This window comes from Ideonella sp., from assembly GCF_041914305.1.
Lineage (GTDB): Bacteria > Pseudomonadota > Gammaproteobacteria > Burkholderiales > Burkholderiaceae_C > Ideonella.
On record NZ_JAYSDQ010000024.1, the window covers coordinates 40,636 to 59,320 of the forward strand.

An 18,685-nucleotide genomic window follows, 5' to 3' on the forward strand; every position below is an offset into this window, starting at 1 on the left:
ACACCAAGACCGCCCCATGGAAATCTCCCGCATCCGCACCCTGCGTGGCCCCAACCTCTGGAGCCGCCACACCGCCGTCGAGGCGATCGTCTCGTGCACCGAGCCCGAGCGGGCGCTGAGCACGCTGCCCGGCTTCGAGGCCCGGCTGCGCGCCCTGTTCCCCGGCCTGGGCGCGCTGCGCCGCCGGCCCGAAGAGGCCTCGCTGGCCCATGTGCTCGAAGCCGCGACGCTGGCGCTGCAGACGCAGGCCGGCTGCCCGGTGACCTTCAGCCGCTGCACCGCGACCGTCGACGCCGGCGTGTACCAGGTCGTCGTCGAGTACAGCGAAGAAAAGGTCGGCCGCCAGGCGCTCGAAGCGGCCGAGGCCTTGATCCGCTCGGCGCTGGCCGAAGAAGGCGTGGCACCGTTCGATGGCGACGCCACGATCCACGCGCTGCGCGAGCTGGACGAAGACATCCGCCTGGGCCCCTCGACCGGCTCGATCGTCAACGCCGCGGTGGCCCGCGGCATCCCGTTCCGCCGCCTGACCAGCGGCAGCCTGGTGCAGTTCGGCTGGGGCGCCAAGCAGCGCCGCATCTGGGCCGCCGAGGTCGACTCGACCAGCGCGGTGTCCGAATCGATCGCGCAAGACAAGGACCTGTGCAAGACCCTGCTGCGCGCCGCCGGTGTGCCGGTGCCGCTGGGCCGGCCGGTCGACAGCATCGAAGACGCGGTCGCCGCGGCCGAAGAGATCGGCTGGCCGGTGGTCTGCAAGCCGCAGGACGGCAACCAGGGCAAGGGCGTCACGGTCAACATCGTCGACCCCGCAGCGCTGGCGGCCGCCTACAAGACGGCCGAGGAGATCGGCCACCCGATGGTCGAGAAGTTCCTGCCCGGCAGCGACTTCCGCATGCTGGTGGTCGGCAACAAGCTGATCGCGGCAGCGCGGCGCGACCCGCCGCAGGTGTCGGGCGATGGCGTGCACACCGTGCGCCAGCTGGTCGACCAGGTCAACGCCGACCCCAAGCGCGGCGACGGCCACGCCACCTCGCTGACCAGGATCCGCTTCGACGACATCGCCGTCGCGCGGCTGGCGATGCAGGGCCTGACGCCCGAATCGATCCCGCCCAAGGGCCAGCGCGTGGTCTTGCGCAACAACGCCAACCTGTCGACCGGCGGCACCGCGACTGATGTCACCGACGACGTGCACCCCGAGGTCGCCGCGCGGGCAGTGGCCGCGGCGCGCATGGTGGGGCTGGACATCTGCGGCGTCGACGTGGTCTGCGAGACCGTCATCCGCCCGCTCGAAGAGCAGCACGGCGGCGTGGTCGAGGTCAACGCCGCGCCGGGCCTGCGCATGCACCTGTCGCCGTCGTACGGCAAGGGCCGCGCGGTTGGCGAAGCCATCATCAACCACCTGTACCCGCCGGGTGACGACGGCCGCATCCCGGTCATCGCCGTCACCGGCACCAACGGCAAGACGACGACGACGCGGCTGATCGCTCACCTGTTCGGTGCCGGCGGGCTGCGCGTGGGCATGACCAACACCGACGGCGTGCACGTCAACGGCCGCCAGATCGACTCGGGCGACTGCTCGGGGCCCAAGAGCGCGCGCAACGTGCTGATGAACCCGCAGGTCGATGCGGCGGTGTTCGAAACGGCGCGCGGCGGCATCCTGCGCGAGGGCCTGGGCTACGACCGCTGCCAGGTCGCGGTGGTGACCAACATCGGCGCCGGCGACCACCTGGGCCTGAACTACATCACCACGGTCGAAGACCTGGCGGTGTTGAAGCGCGTGATCGTGCAGAACGTGGCCCCCACCGGCTACGCGGTGCTGAACGCGACCGACGCCCACTGCGTCAACATGGCGCCCACCTGCCCCGGCGGCATCATCTATTTCGCGCAAGACCGCCACCACCCGGTGCTGGCCACGCACCGCGCGCAGGGCCAGCGCTGCGTCTATGTCGAGGGTGACCAGATCGTCGTCGCCGAAGGCAACTGGCGCGAGTTCGTCGCGCTGCGCGACATCCCGCTGACGCGCCACGGCACGATCGGCTTCCAGATCGACAACGCGATGGCCGCGATCGCCGCCGCCTGGGGCGTGGGGCTGAGCTGGGACGCGATCCGATCGGGCCTGGCCAGCTTCGTCAACGACGCCGACAACGCGCCCGGCCGCTTCAACGTGATGGACTACCGCGGCGCGACGCTGATCGCCGACTACGGCCACAACCCGGACGCGATGCGTGCGCTGGTGGCCGCGGTCAGCGCGATGCCTGCCAAGCGCCGCTCGGTCGTGATCTCGGGCGCCGGCGACCGGCGCGACGAAGACATCCGCGAGCAGACGCAGATCCTGGGCACCGCGTTCGACGAGGTGATCCTGTACCAGGACGCCTGCCAGCGTGGCCGTGAAGACGGCGAGGTGCTGGCGCTGCTGCGCCAGGGCCTCGAAGGGGCCCAACGCACCCGCCACATCCAGGAGATCACCGGCGAGTTCATCGCCATCGACACCGCGCTGGCGCGGCTGGAGCCGGGCGACCTGTGCCTGGTGTTGGTCGACCAGGTCGAAGAGGCGCTGGCGCACCTGGCCAAACGGGTGGCGGAATAGGGCCCCCACGGGCCCTTCCGGGCCCTGCCCCCCAAGGGGGCTCGCGCAGCGGACCGGCCAAGCCGGATCCGCGCACGCCACTTGACGGGCGGCGACGCTTCGCGCGCCTTTGACAGGGCGCGGGTGCTTCCCTTCCCCGAGCTTGTCGAAAGCCCAGGCCACCGCCCCACGGCAACACGTCGGCATTTCATCCGGGTTTTCGGCGCTTCACCCCGCCGATCGGTCGCTTCGTCCTTTCCCGGATCGCGTTGGTAACGGCTTGCAGTTAAGGTGCCCATCGCCCGTCGAGCGCCCACCGGCGCCCACCGGGTTTGCCCCTGGCGCCGCCATCCCCGGCGCCTTTCGCTTGTTGGAAAGCCGCTGCTGATGAAAACCCTGAGACTGTCGACGCTCGCCGTCCTCGTTCACCTGGCCACGGCCAGCTTCGCCGCCGCCCCTGTGGCGGGCCTGGACCGCCCGGGCTTCGACCCTGCCGTGCGTGCGCAGGACGACCTGTTCCACGCCGCCAACGGCGGCTGGATGAAGACCACCGAGATCCCGGCCGACAAGCCCGAGTACGGCAGCTTCATCCAGCTGCGCGACCTGTCCGACCAGCGCGCCCGCGCGATCGTCGAAGAACTGGCCAAGCAGCAGCTCAAGCCCGGCAGCGTCGAGCAGAAGGTCGGCGCCTTCTACGCCACCTACCTGGACACCGCGGCCATCGACAAGGCCGGGCTGGCCCCGATCAAGCCGGCGCTGGCCGAAATCGACGCGATCAAGACACCGAAGGAGCTGGCCACCTGGCTGGGCAAGGTGCAGGGCCGCATCGAGACGCCGGTCCAGCTGTGGGTGATGGCCGACTTCAAGAACCCGACGATGAACCAGGCGCTGACCTGGCAAGGCGGGTTGGGCCTGCCTGACCGCGACTACTACCTGAAGAAGGAAGAAGAGCGCTTCGTCAAGGCCCGCGCCGCCTACGAAACCTACCTGACCACGCTGGCCACGCTGGCCGGCCTGAAAGACCCGAGCGACGCCGCCAAGCGCGTGATGGCGATCGAATACCGCATCGCCGAAGCGCACTGGGACAAGGTCGAGAACCGCAACCCGGTCAAGATCTACAACCCGATGACGGTGACCGAGCTGGCCAAGGCCGCGCCGGGCCTGGACTGGGCCACCTTCCTGCAGGCCGCCCATCTGGGTCAGGTCGAACGCCTGTCGGTGTCGCAGCCCAGCGCCGCCACCGCCATCGCCAAGCTCTACGGCGAGGTGCCGCTGGCCGACTGGAAGCTGTACTTCAAGCTGCACAGCCTGGACGACGCCGCGCCGGTGCTGCCCCAGGCCTTCCGCGACGCGCGCTTCGCCTTCCGCGGCACTGCGCTGACCGGCGCCAAGGAGCAGAAGCCGCGCTGGCAGCAAGGCATCACCGAGGTCAACGGCGCGCTCGGCGAAGCGGTCGGCCAGCTCTACGTGGCCAAGCACTTCCCGCCCGAGTACAAGGCCCGCATGCAAGAGCTGGTGGGCAACCTGCTGGCCTCGTACAAGGAGTCGATCGACGGCCTCGCCTGGATGACGCCGGCCACCAAGGCGCAGGCGCAGGACAAGCTGTCCAAGTACATGACCAAGATCGGCTACCCCGACCAGTGGCGCGACTACAGCAAGCTCGAGGTACGCTCGGGTGACGCGCTGGGCAATGCGCAACGCTCGTCACGCTTCGAGTGGGACCGCATCGCCGCCAAGGCCGGCAAGAAGGTCGACCGCGCCGAGTGGGGCATGACCCCGCAGACGGTCAACGCCTACTACAACCCGAGCCTGAACGAGATCGTCTTCCCGGCCGCGATCCTGCAGCCGCCGTTCTTCGACATGGCCGCCGACGACGCGGTCAACTACGGCGCCATCGGCGCGGTGATCGGCCACGAGATCAGCCATGGCTTCGATGACCAGGGCAGCCAGTTCGACGGCGAAGGCGTGCTGCGCAACTGGTGGACCGACGACGACCGCAAGGCCTTCGAAGCGGTCGGCAGCAAGCTGGTCGCGCAGTACGAGAGCTACGAGCCGCTGCCGGGCAAGCACCTGAACGGCAAGCTGACGCTGGGCGAGAACATCGCCGACCTGTCGGGCCTGCAGATCGCCTACAAGGCCTACCAGCGCTCACTCAAGGGCCAGCCGGCCCCGGTGATCGAGGGCTACACCGGCACCCAGCGCTTCTTCCTCGGCTGGTCGCAGGCCTGGCGCGAGAAGGTGCGTGAAGAGCGCGCGATGCAGTTGCTGACGACCGACCCGCACTCACCGCCCGAATTCCGCGCCAACGGCGCGGCGGTGAACCACGACGGCTTCCACGAAGCCTTCGGCACCAAGGTGGGCGACAAGATGTTCAAGGCGCCGGAAGATCGCATCCGCATCTGGTGATGCCAGCGCGGCGGGCCGGCCGTGAGGTCGGGCCCGTCGGCGTAGTGAGTCATGCGGATGCGTGATGCGTGGGCCGCTCAGGCCCCGCGCAGGCCGAACAGGTTGCCCCAGGGGTCCTTGAACTGGGCCATGGTGCGGCCGGCGTCGATGCGCATCGGCCCCCGGTACAGCTGCGCGCCCAGCGCTTCGGCATGCGTGCGCATCGCCTCGAAATCGTCGACCGGCCAATAGACCACCGAGCCGGCGGCGCCGCTGGCCACCTTGGCATCGGCGGGCACGAATTCGAGTTGCACGCCGTCGTGCAGCAGCAGGTCGAACGGCTGGGGCTCGGCCACGTGCACGGCTTGCGCCTGCGGCCACAGGCGCTGGTACCAGGCGCGTGCACCTTCGGGGTCGGCGCTGTGGATCATCACCGCCAGCGCCGGACGGGCAGCCGCTGCGCTGGTGGCGGCGGGCGGCTCGGCCAAGGCACAGACCATCCAGGTTTCATCGAACGCGCGGCCGTCGGCCCATGTGGCTGCGGGCTCGGTGCCCCAGGCGACGAAACCGAGCGAGGCGTAGAGCGCACGCGCCGCGGTGTTGCCAGACTCCACCCCCAGCGTCACCTGGCGCACGCCCGCCAGGCGCCGCGCCTGGGCCAGCACCTCGGCCACCAGCCGGCCGGCCAGGCCTTGCCGGCGCGCAGCCGGCTCGACATACATGCCCCACAGCACCGCCTTGTGCGCCAGCTTGGCCATCGATTCGCGTCCCAGGCAGGCCACGCCGACCAGGCGGCCCGTGGCGTCGAACGCCCCGTAGACACCCAGCGGCCCGTCGCCGGCCAGGCGCTCGGCCACCGTGGCCATCGGCAGCGTCACCTCTTCGGCGTGGCTGGACGCAAAGGCCGACGGGCATTCGAGCAGCCCCTGCAGGCGCAGCGCCTGGAAGGCTGCGGCATCGTCGGGGCCGAGGCGGCGGACGGTCGGCGCCGTCATGCCAGCACCTGCGGCTGGCACCACTGCGTGATCTGCGCCGGCGCGTCGAGCAGGTAGCGCGGCGACTCGGCCTGCAGTTCTTCGCGGCTGCCGTGGCCCCACAGCACGCCGGCGGCGCTCAGGCCGTTGCGGTGCGCGGCGATCAGGTCGACCGCGCGGTCACCGACCATCAGGCTGCGTGGGCCGACCCGGCCGGCGGCGCGCAGCGCTTCGATCTGCTGCCACTTGTGCACGCCGATCTCGCCCCCGTCGACGAAACGGAACAGGTGATCGAGCCCGAACAAGGCCAGGATCTTGCACGCGAAGTCGCGCCGCTTCGAGGTGCACAGCCCCAGCGGCAGGCCACTGTCAACCAGCGCTGCCAAGGCCTCGGGGATGCCGTCGTAGAGCCGGTTCTCGGCGTAGCCGACGTCACCATAACGCTCACGGTACGCCGCCACCAGCGCCAGGATCGTGACGTCGTCGTCACGCCCGGTGATGACGCGAAAACTCTCGTCCAGCGGCGGCCCGATGTAACGCGAAACCGCGCCCGCCGCCAACGGCTCAAAACCGTGGCGCACGAGCGCGTGATTGATCGAGCGGCCAATGCCGAGCTGCGGATCACTCAGCGTGCCATCGAGGTCGAACAGAATGAAGTCATGCGGCATGCGCCGGCAGTATGCCCGTCATGCCTCGACTTGCCCCCAGGCGCGCGCAGCGTCGCCGCCCATCAAGTGGCGTGCGCGGATCCGGCTTCGCCGGTCCGCTGCGCGAGCCCCCTCGGGGGGCAGGGCCCGGAAGGGCCCGTGGGGGCTCAAGGCTTATACAGCTTGATTTCCTTGTTCCAACGGTACAGCGTGGTCGCCTGGGTCGAGTAGACGTGCATCTCGACCGTGTGGCTGCCCAGCGCGACGCTGGAGAAGGTCTGGTAGTTCATGACCTGGAAGCCGCTGCCGGCGCGGATGATGCCGTTGAACGGGCAGTTGATGTAGCCACCGTCGATCATCAGGCAGATCGCGGCCGCGTTCTCGGTCGCCACGGCGCCCAGTTGCGCGTTCATGTCGGCGGCGATCGTGCAGCCGGCGGTGTTGGCGCAGTTCACCGTCAGCTGGGTGCCGACGACGTTGAAGCCCGGGTTGATCGTGACGGCGGCGCTGTCGGTGTCGAAGTAGGTCTTCTGCAGCTTGTGCGCGGTGCTGATCGCTTCAGCCGAGACCTTCTTGGCAGAGTTGACGCCCGGGGGCTCGCCACCGGCGTAGGCGCTGAAGGCGAAGGCGGCCGCGGCGGCAGCCAGGGAGAGCTTGGCAAGGTACGACATGGAATCTCCTGATGTGCTGGGTGGGACGCGGTGGGCTTCAAGCCCTTCTGGCGCCACCGGCCGACACGAATGCGGCAGGCGAGGCGGATTGTTGAGACCAAGCGGGCGACGCGACACCCTTCATTCGCAGGGGATGCGTCCCACACTCGTGGGGCCCCTGTCCAAGGGGGTCTACAGCTTGTGCTCCCAGCTCAGGCGCACGGCCACCCCGGTGCGCAGTGTCTCGGTCTGACGGTAGCCGAGGCCGTCGGCTTCGACCCGCGCCGGGGTCACCTCGGCCTGGTGCAGCAGGTTGTTGAAGGCCAGCCGCCACTGGTTCGTGCTGTCTGGCTTCCACAAGGCGTAGACATCGAGCAAGCGCTTGGTGGGGGTGCCGCCCCAGCGCGTGGCCGACTGGCGCACCGGCCCGCCGCCTTGCAGGTTGAAGTTGCCGCCCGCCGCCCACAGGCCGCCGTCGCTGCGCCAGTCGGCGCCCAGGTTCAATGTGTACGGCGTCTGCCGCGCGAGCCGGTTGTCCGGGCCGGGCACCGCGTCGACGCGCGACTGGTTCCAGCCCAGGTTCGCGCGCAGCTCGACCGGCGGCGCCGCGGCCCAGCGCTTGCGCAGGTCGAGCTTGGTCTCCAGCTCGACACCCCAGACCCGCGCGACGCCCTGGTTCGAGCGCCGCTGCACCCAGTGCGGCTGGTCGTCGTCGGGGTCGTGCACGAGGATCAGCTCATCGAGGATCACGTCCTGGATGCGCTTGGCGTAGGCCGACAGGCTGACCATGCCGGCCGGGCCGAGGTAGTGCTCGTAGGCCGCGTCCAGCCCCCACGCCAGCTCGGGCCGCAGGTTCGGGTTGCCCTGCAGGTCGGGCGTGGTCGGGCTGTTCTCGTTGGCGACGAAGCGGCGCGGCATCAGCTCGCGCGGCGTCGGCGCCTTGTAGGTGCGGGCCAGGCCGAAGCGAACCTGGTCCTTGGTCTCGGGCAGTTTCCACACCGTGCGCAGCACCGGGCTGAAGACGCCGCTCTGCCGGGTCACACCATCGAACACGTTACCGTCACTGACCGAGCGCAGACCTTCTCAGCGCACGCCGAGCGAGGCGTTCCACTGCGCGTCGATCGCCCACTCGTCCTGCGCGAACAGCGCCAGGCGGGTGACCTGGGCCCGGTAGACCTCGTCGAGGTTTTCCACCGGCAGGCCTTGCGGCAGCTGCTTTTCGCGTTGGATGCGGTCTTCGTCGCGCTGGCCGTACTCGCCGTCCCAGCCCAGCGTCAGCGCGTGCGCTTCGCCCAGCGCGCGGCGGTACTTGCCGGCGGCGCTGGCGCCTTGGTCGACCGCCAGCGAGTGCACGTGTGCGTCGCGGATCGGCGTGCCGCCGGTGTCCCAACCGTCGAACTCGGCCTCGGACGCGCGCCGCGCGTAGGTGCCGCCCAGCTTCGCGTCGATCTTGGCGCCGTCGTCGAGCTGGCGTGTCCAGCTCAGGCGGCCGCGCCACTGAAAGATGTCGGCCACGAGGTACAGGTCGTTGCGGCCAAAGACCGGGTCGTCGCCGGCCTGCGGGTGGCGCCGATCGAGCGCACCGCCGGTGCTGCGGCGCACGCGCAGCAGGTGGTCGGTGCTGAAGCTGTCGTGCTCGTTGGGCGCATAGCTCAGCCGCGGCGTCAGGTTCAGGCTGTCGCTGCGGTCGAACTCGCGCTTGTCGGTCGTGTAGGCCTGCACCAGCCGGTCGCCGGCATCGGTGGCGCGCAGCGTCAGCCGCATCGGCCAGACCTGGTCTTCACTGGCCAGCCCCACGCCCAGCCCCCATGCCCAAGGGCCGTCGCGGTCGGCGATGTTGCCGTCGACCGCGGCGGTCGGCCGGTCCAGCACGCGCGCGCCGGCCAGCTTGATGTCGCGCTGGGCCGTGCGGGCGCTGCGGCGCAACACGATGTTGACGCTGCCGGCGATGGCCTGCGCGCTCTGCTCGACGCTCGGGCTGCGCGACACCTCGACGCGCTCGATCAGCTCAGGCGACAGGCTTTCGAGCGAGAAGCCGGGCGGCACCGGCTCGCCGTTCAGCAGCACCTGGGTGTAGCCGCCGCCCAGCCCCGACATGCGGATCTCGGCGCCGCGGCCACCGGTGGTGCTGACGGTGATGCCCGGCACGCGGCGCAGTGCGTCGGCCAGGTTGCTGTCGCCCTGGCGCAGCAGTTCGTCGCGGCCGACGACGATGCGCGCCTCCAGCGCATCGCGCCGGGCTTGCAGTTCACCCGCACCACGCACCTCGACCCGTTGGGCCGGTGCCGCCTCGGCGGCGGGTTCGGCGTGGGCCGGCAAGGCGGCGCACAACAGGCTGGTGGTCAGGGCGGACAGGCGACGGCAGGCAGGCAGCGAGACAGCGGTATTCGGCACGTGAAAACCCTGAGCGGGTGTGGAAGGAACCGCGATTGAATCCACCCCTGTTGATTCCGTCAATCTTGATCAACTTCATCAATATATGAAGCACCGCACCGGCTTGACTCCCTACAGCACCGAGCTGCTGTCGGCCGACGACGCGGCCCGCCGGCTCGGCGTCAGCAAGGCCACGCTGTATGCCTACGTCAGCCGCAACCAGCTCAGCGCACTGGCCGATCCGGCCGACCCCCGCGCCAGCCGCTACTCCAGCTTCGAGATCGACCAGCTGGCGCAGCGCCGCGGCCAGGGCCGGCGCGGCGAGCAGCAGATCAAGGGCGCGTTGACGCAGGGGCTGCCGGTGCTCGATTCGGCGGTCTCGGGCATCGTCGATGGGCAACTGGTCTACCGCGGCCGGCCGGCGGCCGAGATGGCACGCGATGGCGCCAGCCTTGAGGACGTGGCGCGCTGGCTGTGGCAGTTCGACACGCACGACCCGTTCGCTGGCGCGGTGCCGGCGCTTGGTGACGATTGGGTGGCCAGCGTGCAGGCCACCGCCGGCTGGCCGCTGGCCGAGCGCACCCTGGCGCGCTGGGCGATGGCCCAGAGTGCGTTGCACGGGCCGGCCTGGTTGCCCGACGGCGAGGCGCTGGCGCGGGCCTGCGGCCAGCACCTGCGGGTCGCGCTGGCATGCTTTCTGGGCGAAGCGCCGTCGGCCCGGCCGGCGCATGATCTGCTGGCCGCCCACTGGGGCCTGCCGGATGGGGGCGCCGAGCTGGTACGGCAGGCGCTGGTGCTGTCGGCCGAGCACGAGATGAACCTGATCGCGCTGACGGCGCGCCAGCTCAGCTCGGTCGGCGCGTCACTCGGCGCGTCGGTGATGGGCGCGCTGTGTTACCTCGGCGCCGCCTTCAACGGCGGCGACAGCGCCCGCGTCGAAGCCTTGTGGGACGAGGTGATGGCGCAGCCGGACGAGGCCGCCGCCTTGGGCGCCCGGCTCGACCGCGGCGAGACACTGCCCGGTTTCGACCACCTGTACTACCCGGCCGGCGACCCACGGGCAGTGGCGCTGCTGGCGCTGGTCGAGCAATGGGGCGCGCCGGTGCCGATGGCCGCGGCGGTCGAGCGGCTGACGGGCTGGAAGCCCTCGCTCGACTTCGGCCTGGTGGCGTTGCGCCGCGCGCTGGGCGCGCCGCGCGAAGCGTCGACGGTGATGCTGATGGCGCCGCGCTGCGTGGGCTTCATTGCCCATGCGCTCGAGCAGCGCCTCAGCGGCGAGCGCATGTGGGTGCGCTCGCGCTACATCGGGCCGTGAAGGCGAGCGCGCCGCGGTGTTCGCGCCGGCCTCAGGCCGCGTGGGCCACCGCCGGTGCCGGCGTGCGCATCAGGTGGTCGAACGCCCCCAGCGCCGCCTTCGCGCCGTCGCCGGCGGCGATGATGATCTGCTTGAACGGCACCGTCGTCACGTCGCCGGCGGCGAACACGCCCGGCACGCTGGTCTGGCCCTTGGCATCGACGACGATCTCGCCGTGGCGGCTCAGCTCGACCACACCCTTCAGCCACTCGGTGTTGGGCACCAGGCCGATCTGCACGAAGACACCTTCGAGCACCACCCGGTGCGACTGGCCGCTGGCGCGGTCGGTGTAGACCAGGCCATTGACCTTCTGGCCGTCGCCGGTGATCTCGGTCGTCTGCGCCTGGGTGTGGATGGCCACGTTCGGCAGGCTCTTCAGCTTGTTGACCAGCACCGCGTCGGCACGCAGCTGATCGGCGAATTCGAGCAGCGTCACGTGCTGCACCACGCCCGCCAGGTCGATCGCCGCCTCGACCCCCGAGTTGCCGCCGCCGATCACCGCCACCCGCTTGCCCTTGAACAGCGGGCCGTCACAGTGCGGGCAGTAGGCCACGCCCTTGTTGCGGTACTCGGCCTCGCCGGGCACGTTGACGTTGCGCCAGCGCGCGCCGGTCGAGATGACGATCGTGCGGCCCTTCAGCGACGCGCCGTTGGCCATCCGCACCTCGATCAGCCCACCGGGCTGGCTGGCCGGCACCAGCTGTTCGGCGCGCTGGTTGTTGGTGATCTCGACCTCGTAGGTCCGCACATGCTGCTCCAGTGCCGCGGCGAACTTCGGCCCCTCGGTCTCGGTCACCGAAACGAAGTTCTCGATCGCCAGCGTGTCGAGCACCTGGCCGCCGAAACGCTCGGCCACCACCCCGGTGCGGATGCCCTTGCGCGCCGCGTAGATCGCGGCTGCCGCGCCGGCCGGGCCACCGCCGACCACCAGCATGTCGTAGGGCGCCTTGTCCGCCAGCTTGGCGGCTTCGCGCTCGGCGGCGCCGCTGTCGACCTTGGCCAGGATCTCGGCCAGCTCCATGCGGCCGGTGCCGAAGGGTTGGCCATTCAAGTAGACCGACGGCACGACCATCACCTGCCGCTCGTCGACCTCACGCTGGAACAGGCCACCGTCGATCGCCACATGGCGCACGCGCGGGTTCAGCACCGCCATCAGGTTCAGCGCCTGCACGACATCGGGGCAGTTGTGACAGGTCAGCGACATGTAGGTCTCGAAGACGAAATCGCCTTCGAGACCGCGGATCTGCTCGATCACCTCGGGCTCGACCTTGGGCGGGTGGCCACCGGCCTGCAGCAGCGCCAGCACCAGCGAGGTGAACTCGTGGCCCATCGGGATCGCGGCGAAGCGCACGCCGATGTCGGCACCAACGCGGTTGATCGCAAACGACGGCCGGCGCGCATCGTCGCCGTCGTAGCGCACGCTGATCTGGCCGGTCGGCGCCAGTTGGGCCAACTCACCGAGCAGTTCGCGCATCTCGGCCGAGGCCGGCCGGTCGTCGAGGCTCGCCACCAGTTCGATCGGCTGGGTGATGCGCTCGAAATAGGCCCGCAGCTGGGCTTGGGTGGCGGTGTCCAACATGGTCGATTCCTCGTGATCGGGCAAGGCTGCGCCCACTCGGCTTGGCAAATGCCAGCCTCTGCGCAGCTGAGAGAGGGGAAAGTGAGTAGGCGGAACGAAGTAGCCTGGATCCCGTTGCGAGCCCGTCAAGGTCGGAGCCGAGCCGCACAGCCGTACTCCCGTACGGCGAGCAGCGCAGGCCCGAGATTGGCGGGCGCAGCAGGGAGACGGGCTGCTTCGTTAGATCTTGCCGACCAGGTCCAGCGACGGGGTCAGCGCCTTGGCACCTTCGTTCCACTTGGCCGGGCAGACCTGGTTCGGGTTCTTGGCCACGAACTGGGCCGCGCGCAGCTTGCGCAGCGTTTCCTTCACGTCGCGGGCGATCGCGTTGTCATGCACTTCCATCGTCTTGATCGTGCCTTCGGGATCGATCACGAAGGTGCCGCGCAGCGCCAGGCCTTCTTCGGGGATGTGCACGCCGAAGGCGTTGGTCAGCGCGTGGGTCGGGTCGCCCACCAGCGGGAACTTGGCCTTGCTGACGGCCGGCGAGGTCTCGTGCCACACCTTGTGCGCGAAGTGGGTGTCGGTCGTGACGATGTAGACCTCGGCGCCGGCCTTCTGGAATTCGGCATAGTTGTCGGCCGCGTCTTCGACCTCGGTCGGGCAGTTGAAGGTGAACGCGGCCGGCATGAAGATCAGGACCGACCACTTGCCCTTGAGCGACTCCTCGGTGAGCGCAATGAACTTGCCGTTGTGGAAAGCTTCGGCCTTGAACGGTTGGACCTTGGTGTTGATCAGCGACATGACGAGATTCCTTCTGTAAAGCAGAGGTTGAACGGGATGGGACGAATGTTAGGTGCGCCGCAGCATTTGCATGATTGATTGATCTGATTCGACTTATAGGAAAGTTCTATTGATGACCGCTCCCCTGCCCGCTTCCGACCGCTGCCCACGCTGCGGCGGCGGGTTTCACTGCGGCGCGGCCGATGCCGAACCTTGCGCGTGCGGCACACTCCAGCTGAGTGAGGGCTTACAGTCGGCGCTCCGTTCCCGTTTCACGGGTTGCCTGTGCCTGCCTTGCCTGCGGGCGCTCAGCGAAGGCGCGCCGCTCGACCTGGTGCGGGATTCGGCCCCAAGCCGGCCTTCCGCACGGTAAGCGGGGTCAAGCGCCCGGGTACCGGACCGATATGCCGACGAGTACCACCCGCACGCGTGGTGCCTGTCCGCCATTTCTCGGCCCGCCCGCTTGATGACCCGTTCGCCCTCGTCCACCGACGACGCCACCCCTGGCGCCACCGCCTCCCGCAGCGAAGCGCTGGCGGCGGCGCTGGAGCGCCTGCCGCACGCCGGCGAGGCGGTCTGGCTGCGCGGCCTGCTGGGCGTGGTGGTCACGGTGCTGGTGCTGGCAGCGTGGGCCTTCGTCGTCGCGGCCAACAACCTGGCCGTGTCCAGCGCCGGCGACGCCGAGGCGCTGAACCTGGCCGGGCGCCAGGTCTTCCTGGCCGAGCACATGGCCGCCAACGCGCTGGCGGCGGGCAACGGCATCGACAGCGCACAGCCGCTGGCCGCCACGCTCGGCGAGATGATGGACGACGCGGTGCGGCTGTACGAGCTGCGGGGCGTCTGGGGCGACCACAACGAAGAGCCCGACCACTGGACCACCCGGCGCGAGCGCCTGTGGGCCGCGGCCCAATCGCTGCAGATGGCCCGCGAGCGCGGCGACACCCGGCTCGAGCCCTATGTGGCGCGGGTGCAGGGCGAAGCGCGCCAGTTCATCGACACGATGGAACGCGCCGTCGGCGAGCTGCAGAAGCTGGCCGAAGACCGCCACCGCGAAACCCGCCACGCCCATGCGGTTCTGGTGGCGGTGCTCGTGCTGGGCATGGTCACGCTGGTGCTCGGCCTGGGCGAGCCGCTGGCGCGCCGCATCCAGCGCCACCACGCCCGGCTGGCCGAACAGGCGCAGCAGCTGCAGCGGCTGGCGCTGGTGGCCGACCGCACGCAAAACGCGGTCGTGATCGCCGATGCGCAGGCCCAGGTCATCTGGGCCAATGCGGCCTTCACCCGTGTCAGCGGCTACAGCCTCGACGAAGCACGCGGCCAGCGCCTGGGCGCGTTGACGCAGCCCGCCGCGGCCGACGATGGCGAGCCAAGCCGCACCCACGCCGCCCTGCAGCGCGCACTCGCGCTGGGCCAGCCCTTGCGGGTCGAGTTGCTCAACCGCGGCAAGCAGGGCCACAGCTACTGGGTCGACCTGGACATCCAGCCGCTGCGCGACGAGGCCGGCGCGCTGACCGGTTTCGTCGCGGTCGAGACCGACATCACCGCGCAGGTCGAGCGGCGCGAGTACCTGAACGCGATCCTGCGCGCCCTGCCCGCCGGCCTGGTGGTGCAGGACGCGCGAGGCCACATCGTCGATGCCAACCAGAAGGCCGAAGCGCTGACCGGCGTGCCGCGCGACCAGTTGATCGGGCGCGACAGCATCGACCCGCGCTGGGCCATGGTCAACGCCGATGGCCAGCCGCTGGCGCCGGCCGACCTGCCCTCGCTGGTCACGCTGCGCACCGGCCAGCCGCAGGAAAACCAGCCGATCGGCGTGCGCACGCCCGAGGGGCAACGGCGCTGGCTGCGCGTCAACACCCAGACGCTGATGGGCCTGGACGGCACACCACAGGGCGTGGTCACCTGCTTCCTCGATGAAACCGAGGTGCGCGCCCAGCGCAACCTGCTGCAGACCACGATCGACGGCGCCGGTGTCGGCACCTGGGACTGGGACATGCAGACCGGCCACATCGACTACAACGAACGCTGGGCCCGGATGTTCGGCTTCAACCTCGACGAGGTGCCGCGCACGCTGGACGGCTGGCAGCACCTGGTCCACCCCGAAGACGCCGCGTTGGCCCGGGCCGCGTTGCGCGCCCACCTGGTCGACCCGGACGTGCCTTACCGCACCGAGTTCCGCATGCGCCACCAGTCGGGCGACTGGCGCTGGGTGCTGGCCGCGGGCGCGGTGATCGAGCGCGGGCCCGACGGCCGCGGGCGCCGCATGGCCGGCGTCAACGTCGACATCCACGCCCGCAAGCGGTTGGAGCAGGCGCTGAGCGACGCCGCGCTGACCGACACGCTGACCCAGCTGCCCAACCGCGCCGGCATCCAACAGGCGCTGGCGCGCTGCGTGCAGCGCGTGCATGCCGGCACCGGCGCGGCCTTCGCGGTGCTGTTCATGGACTTCGACCGCTTCAAGCTCGTCAACGACAGCCTGGGCCACGACGCCGGCGACGAGCTGCTGCGCCAGATCGCCGCGCGCGTGAAGCTGACCTTGCGCACCGGTGACGACGTGGCCCGCCTGGCCGAGCTGCCCGACGTGGCGGGCCGCCTGGGCGGCGACGAGTTCGTCGTGCTGCTCGACCGCATCCCCCAGGCCGGCGACGCCACCCGCGTGGCGCAGCGCCTGCTCGAAGCGTTGGCCGCGCCGTACCAACTGGCCGGGCGCGCGGTGCAGTCGAGCGTCAGCATCGGCATCGTCACCAGCGATGTCTCGTCGGCCAGCGTCGAATCGGTGCTGCGCGACGCCGACACCGCGATGTACGAGGCCAAACGCCGCGGCCGCGGCCGCTACGTGGTGTTCGACCCCGAGATGCACCGGCGCATCCGCCATGCGATGGACCTCGAAGCCGACCTGCGCCAGGCCTTGCAGCAGGACCAGCTCTACGTCGTCTACCAGCCGATCGTCGCGCTCGACGACCGGCGGCCGGTGGGGCTGGAGGCGCTGGCGCGCTGGCACCACCCGAAGCGCGGCCTGGTGTCGCCGGCCGAGTTCGTGCCGCTGGCCGAAGAGGCCGGGCTGATCGAACAACTCGGCGAAGGCGTGCTGCGCCGCGCCTGCACCGACCTGGCGGCCTGGCAGCGCCGACTGGGCGACGCGGCCCCACAAACCGTGGCGGTGAACCTCAGCCGCGCCCAGCTGCGCCCCGGCCACCTGGCCGCCGCGGTGCGCGCCGCGCTCGACGACAACGGCCTGCCACCCAGCGCGCTGCGGCTGGAGATCACCGAGACGCTGGCGATGCAGGGCGAATCGGCCCAGGCCGTGCTGGCCGAGCTGCGCGCGATGGGCGTCAGCCTGGCGCTCGACGATTTCGGCACCGGCTACTCGTCGCTCGCGTCACTCGACCAACTGCCGATCGACACGGTCAAGATCGACCGCGCGTTCGTCGCGAAGATGGTCCACAACCCGTACCAGACCGCGCTGGTCAAGTCGACCGTGCAGGTCGCCGACGCGCTGGCGCTGCGGGTGGTGGCCGAAGGCGTCGAGACCGAGGCCCAGGCCGACGCGCTGGCCGCGCTCGGCTGCCACGCGGCGCAGGGCTTTCTGTTCGGCCGGCCGATGGCGGCCGGGGACTTCGCCGACTGGTGGCAGGATTCCGAGCGGCATGCCGCTCAGAATCCTCGCCTTCGGTCGAACATGGGCTCCCCCGAGCCCCCTCCAAGCGGGGGCTCCAGCAAGCAGGACGCTCCCTCCCGACCACCCTCCGAGAGGGAGGCCCAGTCGGTTTGACGAGGGGCCTTAGCTCGGTTTGCGCAGCGTCCACAGCGTGTAGCTGCCGGTGCCGCTGACCTGGTTGATGCGCCAGCGGTACTTGCCGGCGCCGGCGTTGTAGGTGAGCTCTTCGGTCGAGCTGGGGCCGTCGCTGCCGGCCACGCGGTCCCACTGGCCGGTGCTGCTGTTGTAGCGGCCGAGGATCAGGTCGAAGTCGGTGCCGTCCGGCCCGCGCAACCAGGCCGACAAGGTGCCGCCACCGTACTGGAAACCATCGGCGCTCGGGTGCAGGTTGACGTCGTTGGAGCCGCTGAAGCTGCCGCTGTACTTGTCGCAGCCCGTGCCGCTGCAGGGCTCGTCGGGCGGCGGGGTCTTGCCGTGGCCGTAGTTGATCAGGCCCGACTGGCCGGCGTTGACACGCTTGCCGTTGCGCTCGGCGTAGCCGCTGTAGGCCTGGCTGCCTTCGTGCCAGACCCAGCCGCCGATCAGCTTGTTGTCCACCGCCTCGGCGGCACCGCTGTCGCGCCACAGCGTCCAGTGCACGTGGTCGCCGCTGGCGCTGCCGCCGCACGGCAGCTCGACGCCGCTGTTGCCGATGAAGGCGCCTTCGAGCAGCACCTGCCCGTTGCTGATGTTGGCTTGGTTGCGCGTGTGGTAGTAGCCGGTCGACCAGCCGTTCTTGTGCATCAGCTTGATGTAGGGCCAGCGCGAGTTGGTGCAGTACTTGTAGGCGGTGCCCTTGCGTGACGCCAGCACGCGCGCGTCGCCGCCCCAGAAGTCGATCGCGTTGTAGGGCCGGCTCGTGCCGCTGTCGCCGTGCACGCCGGCCGTGCCCCAGACCGAGCCTTCTTTCTTGAACGGCATCCCCAGGCCCACGTCGACCGCGAGCGTCGATTCGCCCGCGGCCTGGCGCGCGCGAATCGCAACCAGCCGCTCGGCGAACAGCCCACGCTCCGCGGCGCTCATCACGCTGGTGGGCGCGCGCTGGGCCAGCGCGTTGAAGCGCTCGCTGTCTTCCAGCGCCACCTCCCAACCGCCCGCGCCGTGGCGGGCGATGAACAGCACCGCCACCGGGCCGGCGTGCACGCCGTCGGGCACCGGGAAATAAACGCCGCCGAAGGCCCAGCGGAAGTCTGCCGACTCGCGCTGCGGCTCGACCACCGGCGTCGTCAGCTGGCCATAGCTGTCGCGGACCTGGGCCCCGTGCAGCGCCAGCACCGCCTCGCGCACGGCCTGGTCGAGCCCGCCATGGTGCGGCACGACCGCGGCCTCGGCATTGCCGCGCAGATCGGCCGGCGCCGGGGCCTCGCTGGACTTGGCGCTGCCTTCGTCGGCGCGCAGCGGGCCGGCGGCCAAGGCGGCCAGCGTCAGGATGGCCAGGGCGGGAATGCGGTGCTTCATCGGGAATCTCCTGTCGTTCGTCTGTCGGGCGGGCAGCCCTCTGCCTCGCGACGCGCACCTTACCGGCCCGCACCGGCGTGGTGCGGTGTCGGTCGGTTCGAATCCGTCTCGATCTGTACCGCCGGCGCTTTCGCCTGGTGACCGCGACCGCGCGGCCACGGTCACCCACAAGCAGATCGTTATGCCCACGTGGCCACCCGGGGCTTCACACCCGGCGCGGCGGCAACGGCACACACTTCGCGC

General features: G+C 70.4%; 11 protein-coding genes and 1 pseudogene. 5 read left to right on the top strand and 7 right to left on the bottom strand.

The window, feature by feature from the left end:
- The first annotated feature begins 16 nt into the window (after positions 1 to 16).
- Both cphA and ACE3SG_RS25285 read left to right on the top strand, forming a co-directional pair.
- Positions 17 to 2,584, top strand: coding sequence for a cyanophycin synthetase (gene cphA, locus ACE3SG_RS25280; protein ID WP_374569012.1), 2,568 nt, complete (start codon positions 17 to 19; stop codon positions 2,582 to 2,584).
- 366 nt (positions 2,585 to 2,950) lie between these two features.
- A complete protein-coding gene (locus ACE3SG_RS25285) occupies positions 2,951 to 4,969 on the top strand; it encodes a M13 family metallopeptidase (protein WP_374569013.1) in 2,019 nt (672 codons plus the stop codon).
- Positions 4,970 to 5,046: 77 nt separating this feature from the next.
- Here ACE3SG_RS25285 and ACE3SG_RS25290 read toward each other — a convergent pair whose 3' ends face one another.
- From ACE3SG_RS25290 to ACE3SG_RS25305, 4 genes and pseudogenes are all read right to left on the bottom strand, one after another.
- Positions 5,047 to 5,943 (bottom strand): GNAT family N-acetyltransferase, encoded by an 897-nt coding sequence (locus ACE3SG_RS25290; protein WP_374569014.1) that lies wholly within the window; start codon positions 5,941 to 5,943, stop codon positions 5,047 to 5,049.
- A complete protein-coding gene (locus tag ACE3SG_RS25295) occupies positions 5,940 to 6,590 on the bottom strand; it encodes an HAD hydrolase-like protein (protein ID WP_374569015.1) in 651 nt (216 codons plus the stop codon). The genes ACE3SG_RS25290 and ACE3SG_RS25295 overlap by 4 nt, the downstream gene beginning before the upstream one ends.
- A 146-nt stretch (positions 6,591 to 6,736) precedes the next feature.
- Complete coding sequence (locus ACE3SG_RS25300; RefSeq protein ID WP_374569016.1) at positions 6,737 to 7,240, bottom strand: hypothetical protein; 504 nt, start codon at positions 7,238 to 7,240, stop codon at positions 6,737 to 6,739.
- 171 nt (positions 7,241 to 7,411) lie between these two features.
- A pseudogene (locus tag ACE3SG_RS25305) lies at positions 7,412 to 9,658 on the bottom strand (TonB-dependent receptor plug domain-containing protein).
- 40 nt (positions 9,659 to 9,698) lie between these two features.
- Between ACE3SG_RS25305 and ACE3SG_RS25310 the strand changes: the two are divergent.
- Entirely contained in the window at positions 9,699 to 10,907 is a 1,209-nt protein-coding gene (locus ACE3SG_RS25310; RefSeq protein WP_374569017.1) for a citrate/2-methylcitrate synthase, read from the top strand.
- Positions 10,908 to 10,938: 31 nt separating this feature from the next.
- On the opposite strand, the gene ahpF is transcribed toward ACE3SG_RS25310, so the two are convergent.
- On the bottom strand, positions 10,939 to 12,525 hold the full coding sequence (gene ahpF, locus ACE3SG_RS25315) for an alkyl hydroperoxide reductase subunit F (RefSeq protein WP_374569018.1): 1,587 nt from the start codon (positions 12,523 to 12,525) through the stop codon (positions 10,939 to 10,941).
- Between the two features lie 219 nt (positions 12,526 to 12,744).
- On the bottom strand, positions 12,745 to 13,308 hold the full coding sequence (gene ahpC, locus ACE3SG_RS25320; protein ID WP_374569019.1) for an alkyl hydroperoxide reductase subunit C: 564 nt from the start codon (positions 13,306 to 13,308) through the stop codon (positions 12,745 to 12,747).
- Between the two features lie 112 nt (positions 13,309 to 13,420).
- On the opposite strand from ahpC, the gene ACE3SG_RS25325 reads away from it, so the two are divergent.
- Complete coding sequence (locus ACE3SG_RS25325; RefSeq protein WP_374569020.1) at positions 13,421 to 13,660, top strand: cysteine-rich CWC family protein; 240 nt, start codon at positions 13,421 to 13,423, stop codon at positions 13,658 to 13,660.
- Between the two features lie 93 nt (positions 13,661 to 13,753).
- Positions 13,754 to 17,059 carry an EAL domain-containing protein gene (locus ACE3SG_RS25330; protein ID WP_374569021.1) on the top strand — a complete coding sequence of 1,102 codons (3,306 nt, stop codon included), beginning with the start codon at positions 13,754 to 13,756 and terminating at the stop codon, positions 17,057 to 17,059.
- Between the two features lie 9 nt (positions 17,060 to 17,068).
- Here the strand turns inward: ACE3SG_RS25330 and ACE3SG_RS25335 are convergent, their stop codons facing one another.
- A complete protein-coding gene (locus tag ACE3SG_RS25335; protein ID WP_374569022.1) occupies positions 17,069 to 18,442 on the bottom strand; it encodes a M23 family metallopeptidase in 1,374 nt (457 codons plus the stop codon).
- Between the last annotated feature and the right edge of the window lie 243 nt (positions 18,443 to 18,685).

Excerpts from the sequence above, each read along its gene's own strand:
- cphA (WP_374569012.1), top strand. The coding sequence starts at position 17 with ATGGAAATCTCCCGCATCCGCACCCTGCGTGGCCCCAACCTCTGGAGC.
- ACE3SG_RS25285 (WP_374569013.1), top strand. The coding sequence starts at position 2,951 with ATGAAAACCCTGAGACTGTCGACGCTCGCCGTCCTCGTTCACCTGGCC.
- ACE3SG_RS25290 (WP_374569014.1), bottom strand. The coding sequence starts at position 5,943 with ATGACGGCGCCGACCGTCCGCCGCCTCGGCCCCGACGATGCCGCAGCC.
- ACE3SG_RS25295 (WP_374569015.1), bottom strand. The coding sequence starts at position 6,590 with ATGCCGCATGACTTCATTCTGTTCGACCTCGATGGCACGCTGAGTGAT.
- ACE3SG_RS25300 (WP_374569016.1), bottom strand. The coding sequence starts at position 7,240 with ATGTCGTACCTTGCCAAGCTCTCCCTGGCTGCCGCCGCGGCCGCCTTC.
- ACE3SG_RS25310 (WP_374569017.1), top strand. The coding sequence starts at position 9,699 with ATGAAGCACCGCACCGGCTTGACTCCCTACAGCACCGAGCTGCTGTCG.
- ahpF (WP_374569018.1), bottom strand. The coding sequence starts at position 12,525 with ATGTTGGACACCGCCACCCAAGCCCAGCTGCGGGCCTATTTCGAGCGC.
- ahpC (WP_374569019.1), bottom strand. The coding sequence starts at position 13,308 with ATGTCGCTGATCAACACCAAGGTCCAACCGTTCAAGGCCGAAGCTTTC.
- ACE3SG_RS25325 (WP_374569020.1), top strand. The coding sequence starts at position 13,421 with ATGACCGCTCCCCTGCCCGCTTCCGACCGCTGCCCACGCTGCGGCGGC.
- ACE3SG_RS25330 (WP_374569021.1), top strand. The coding sequence starts at position 13,754 with ATGACCCGTTCGCCCTCGTCCACCGACGACGCCACCCCTGGCGCCACC.
- ACE3SG_RS25335 (WP_374569022.1), bottom strand. The coding sequence starts at position 18,442 with ATGAAGCACCGCATTCCCGCCCTGGCCATCCTGACGCTGGCCGCCTTG.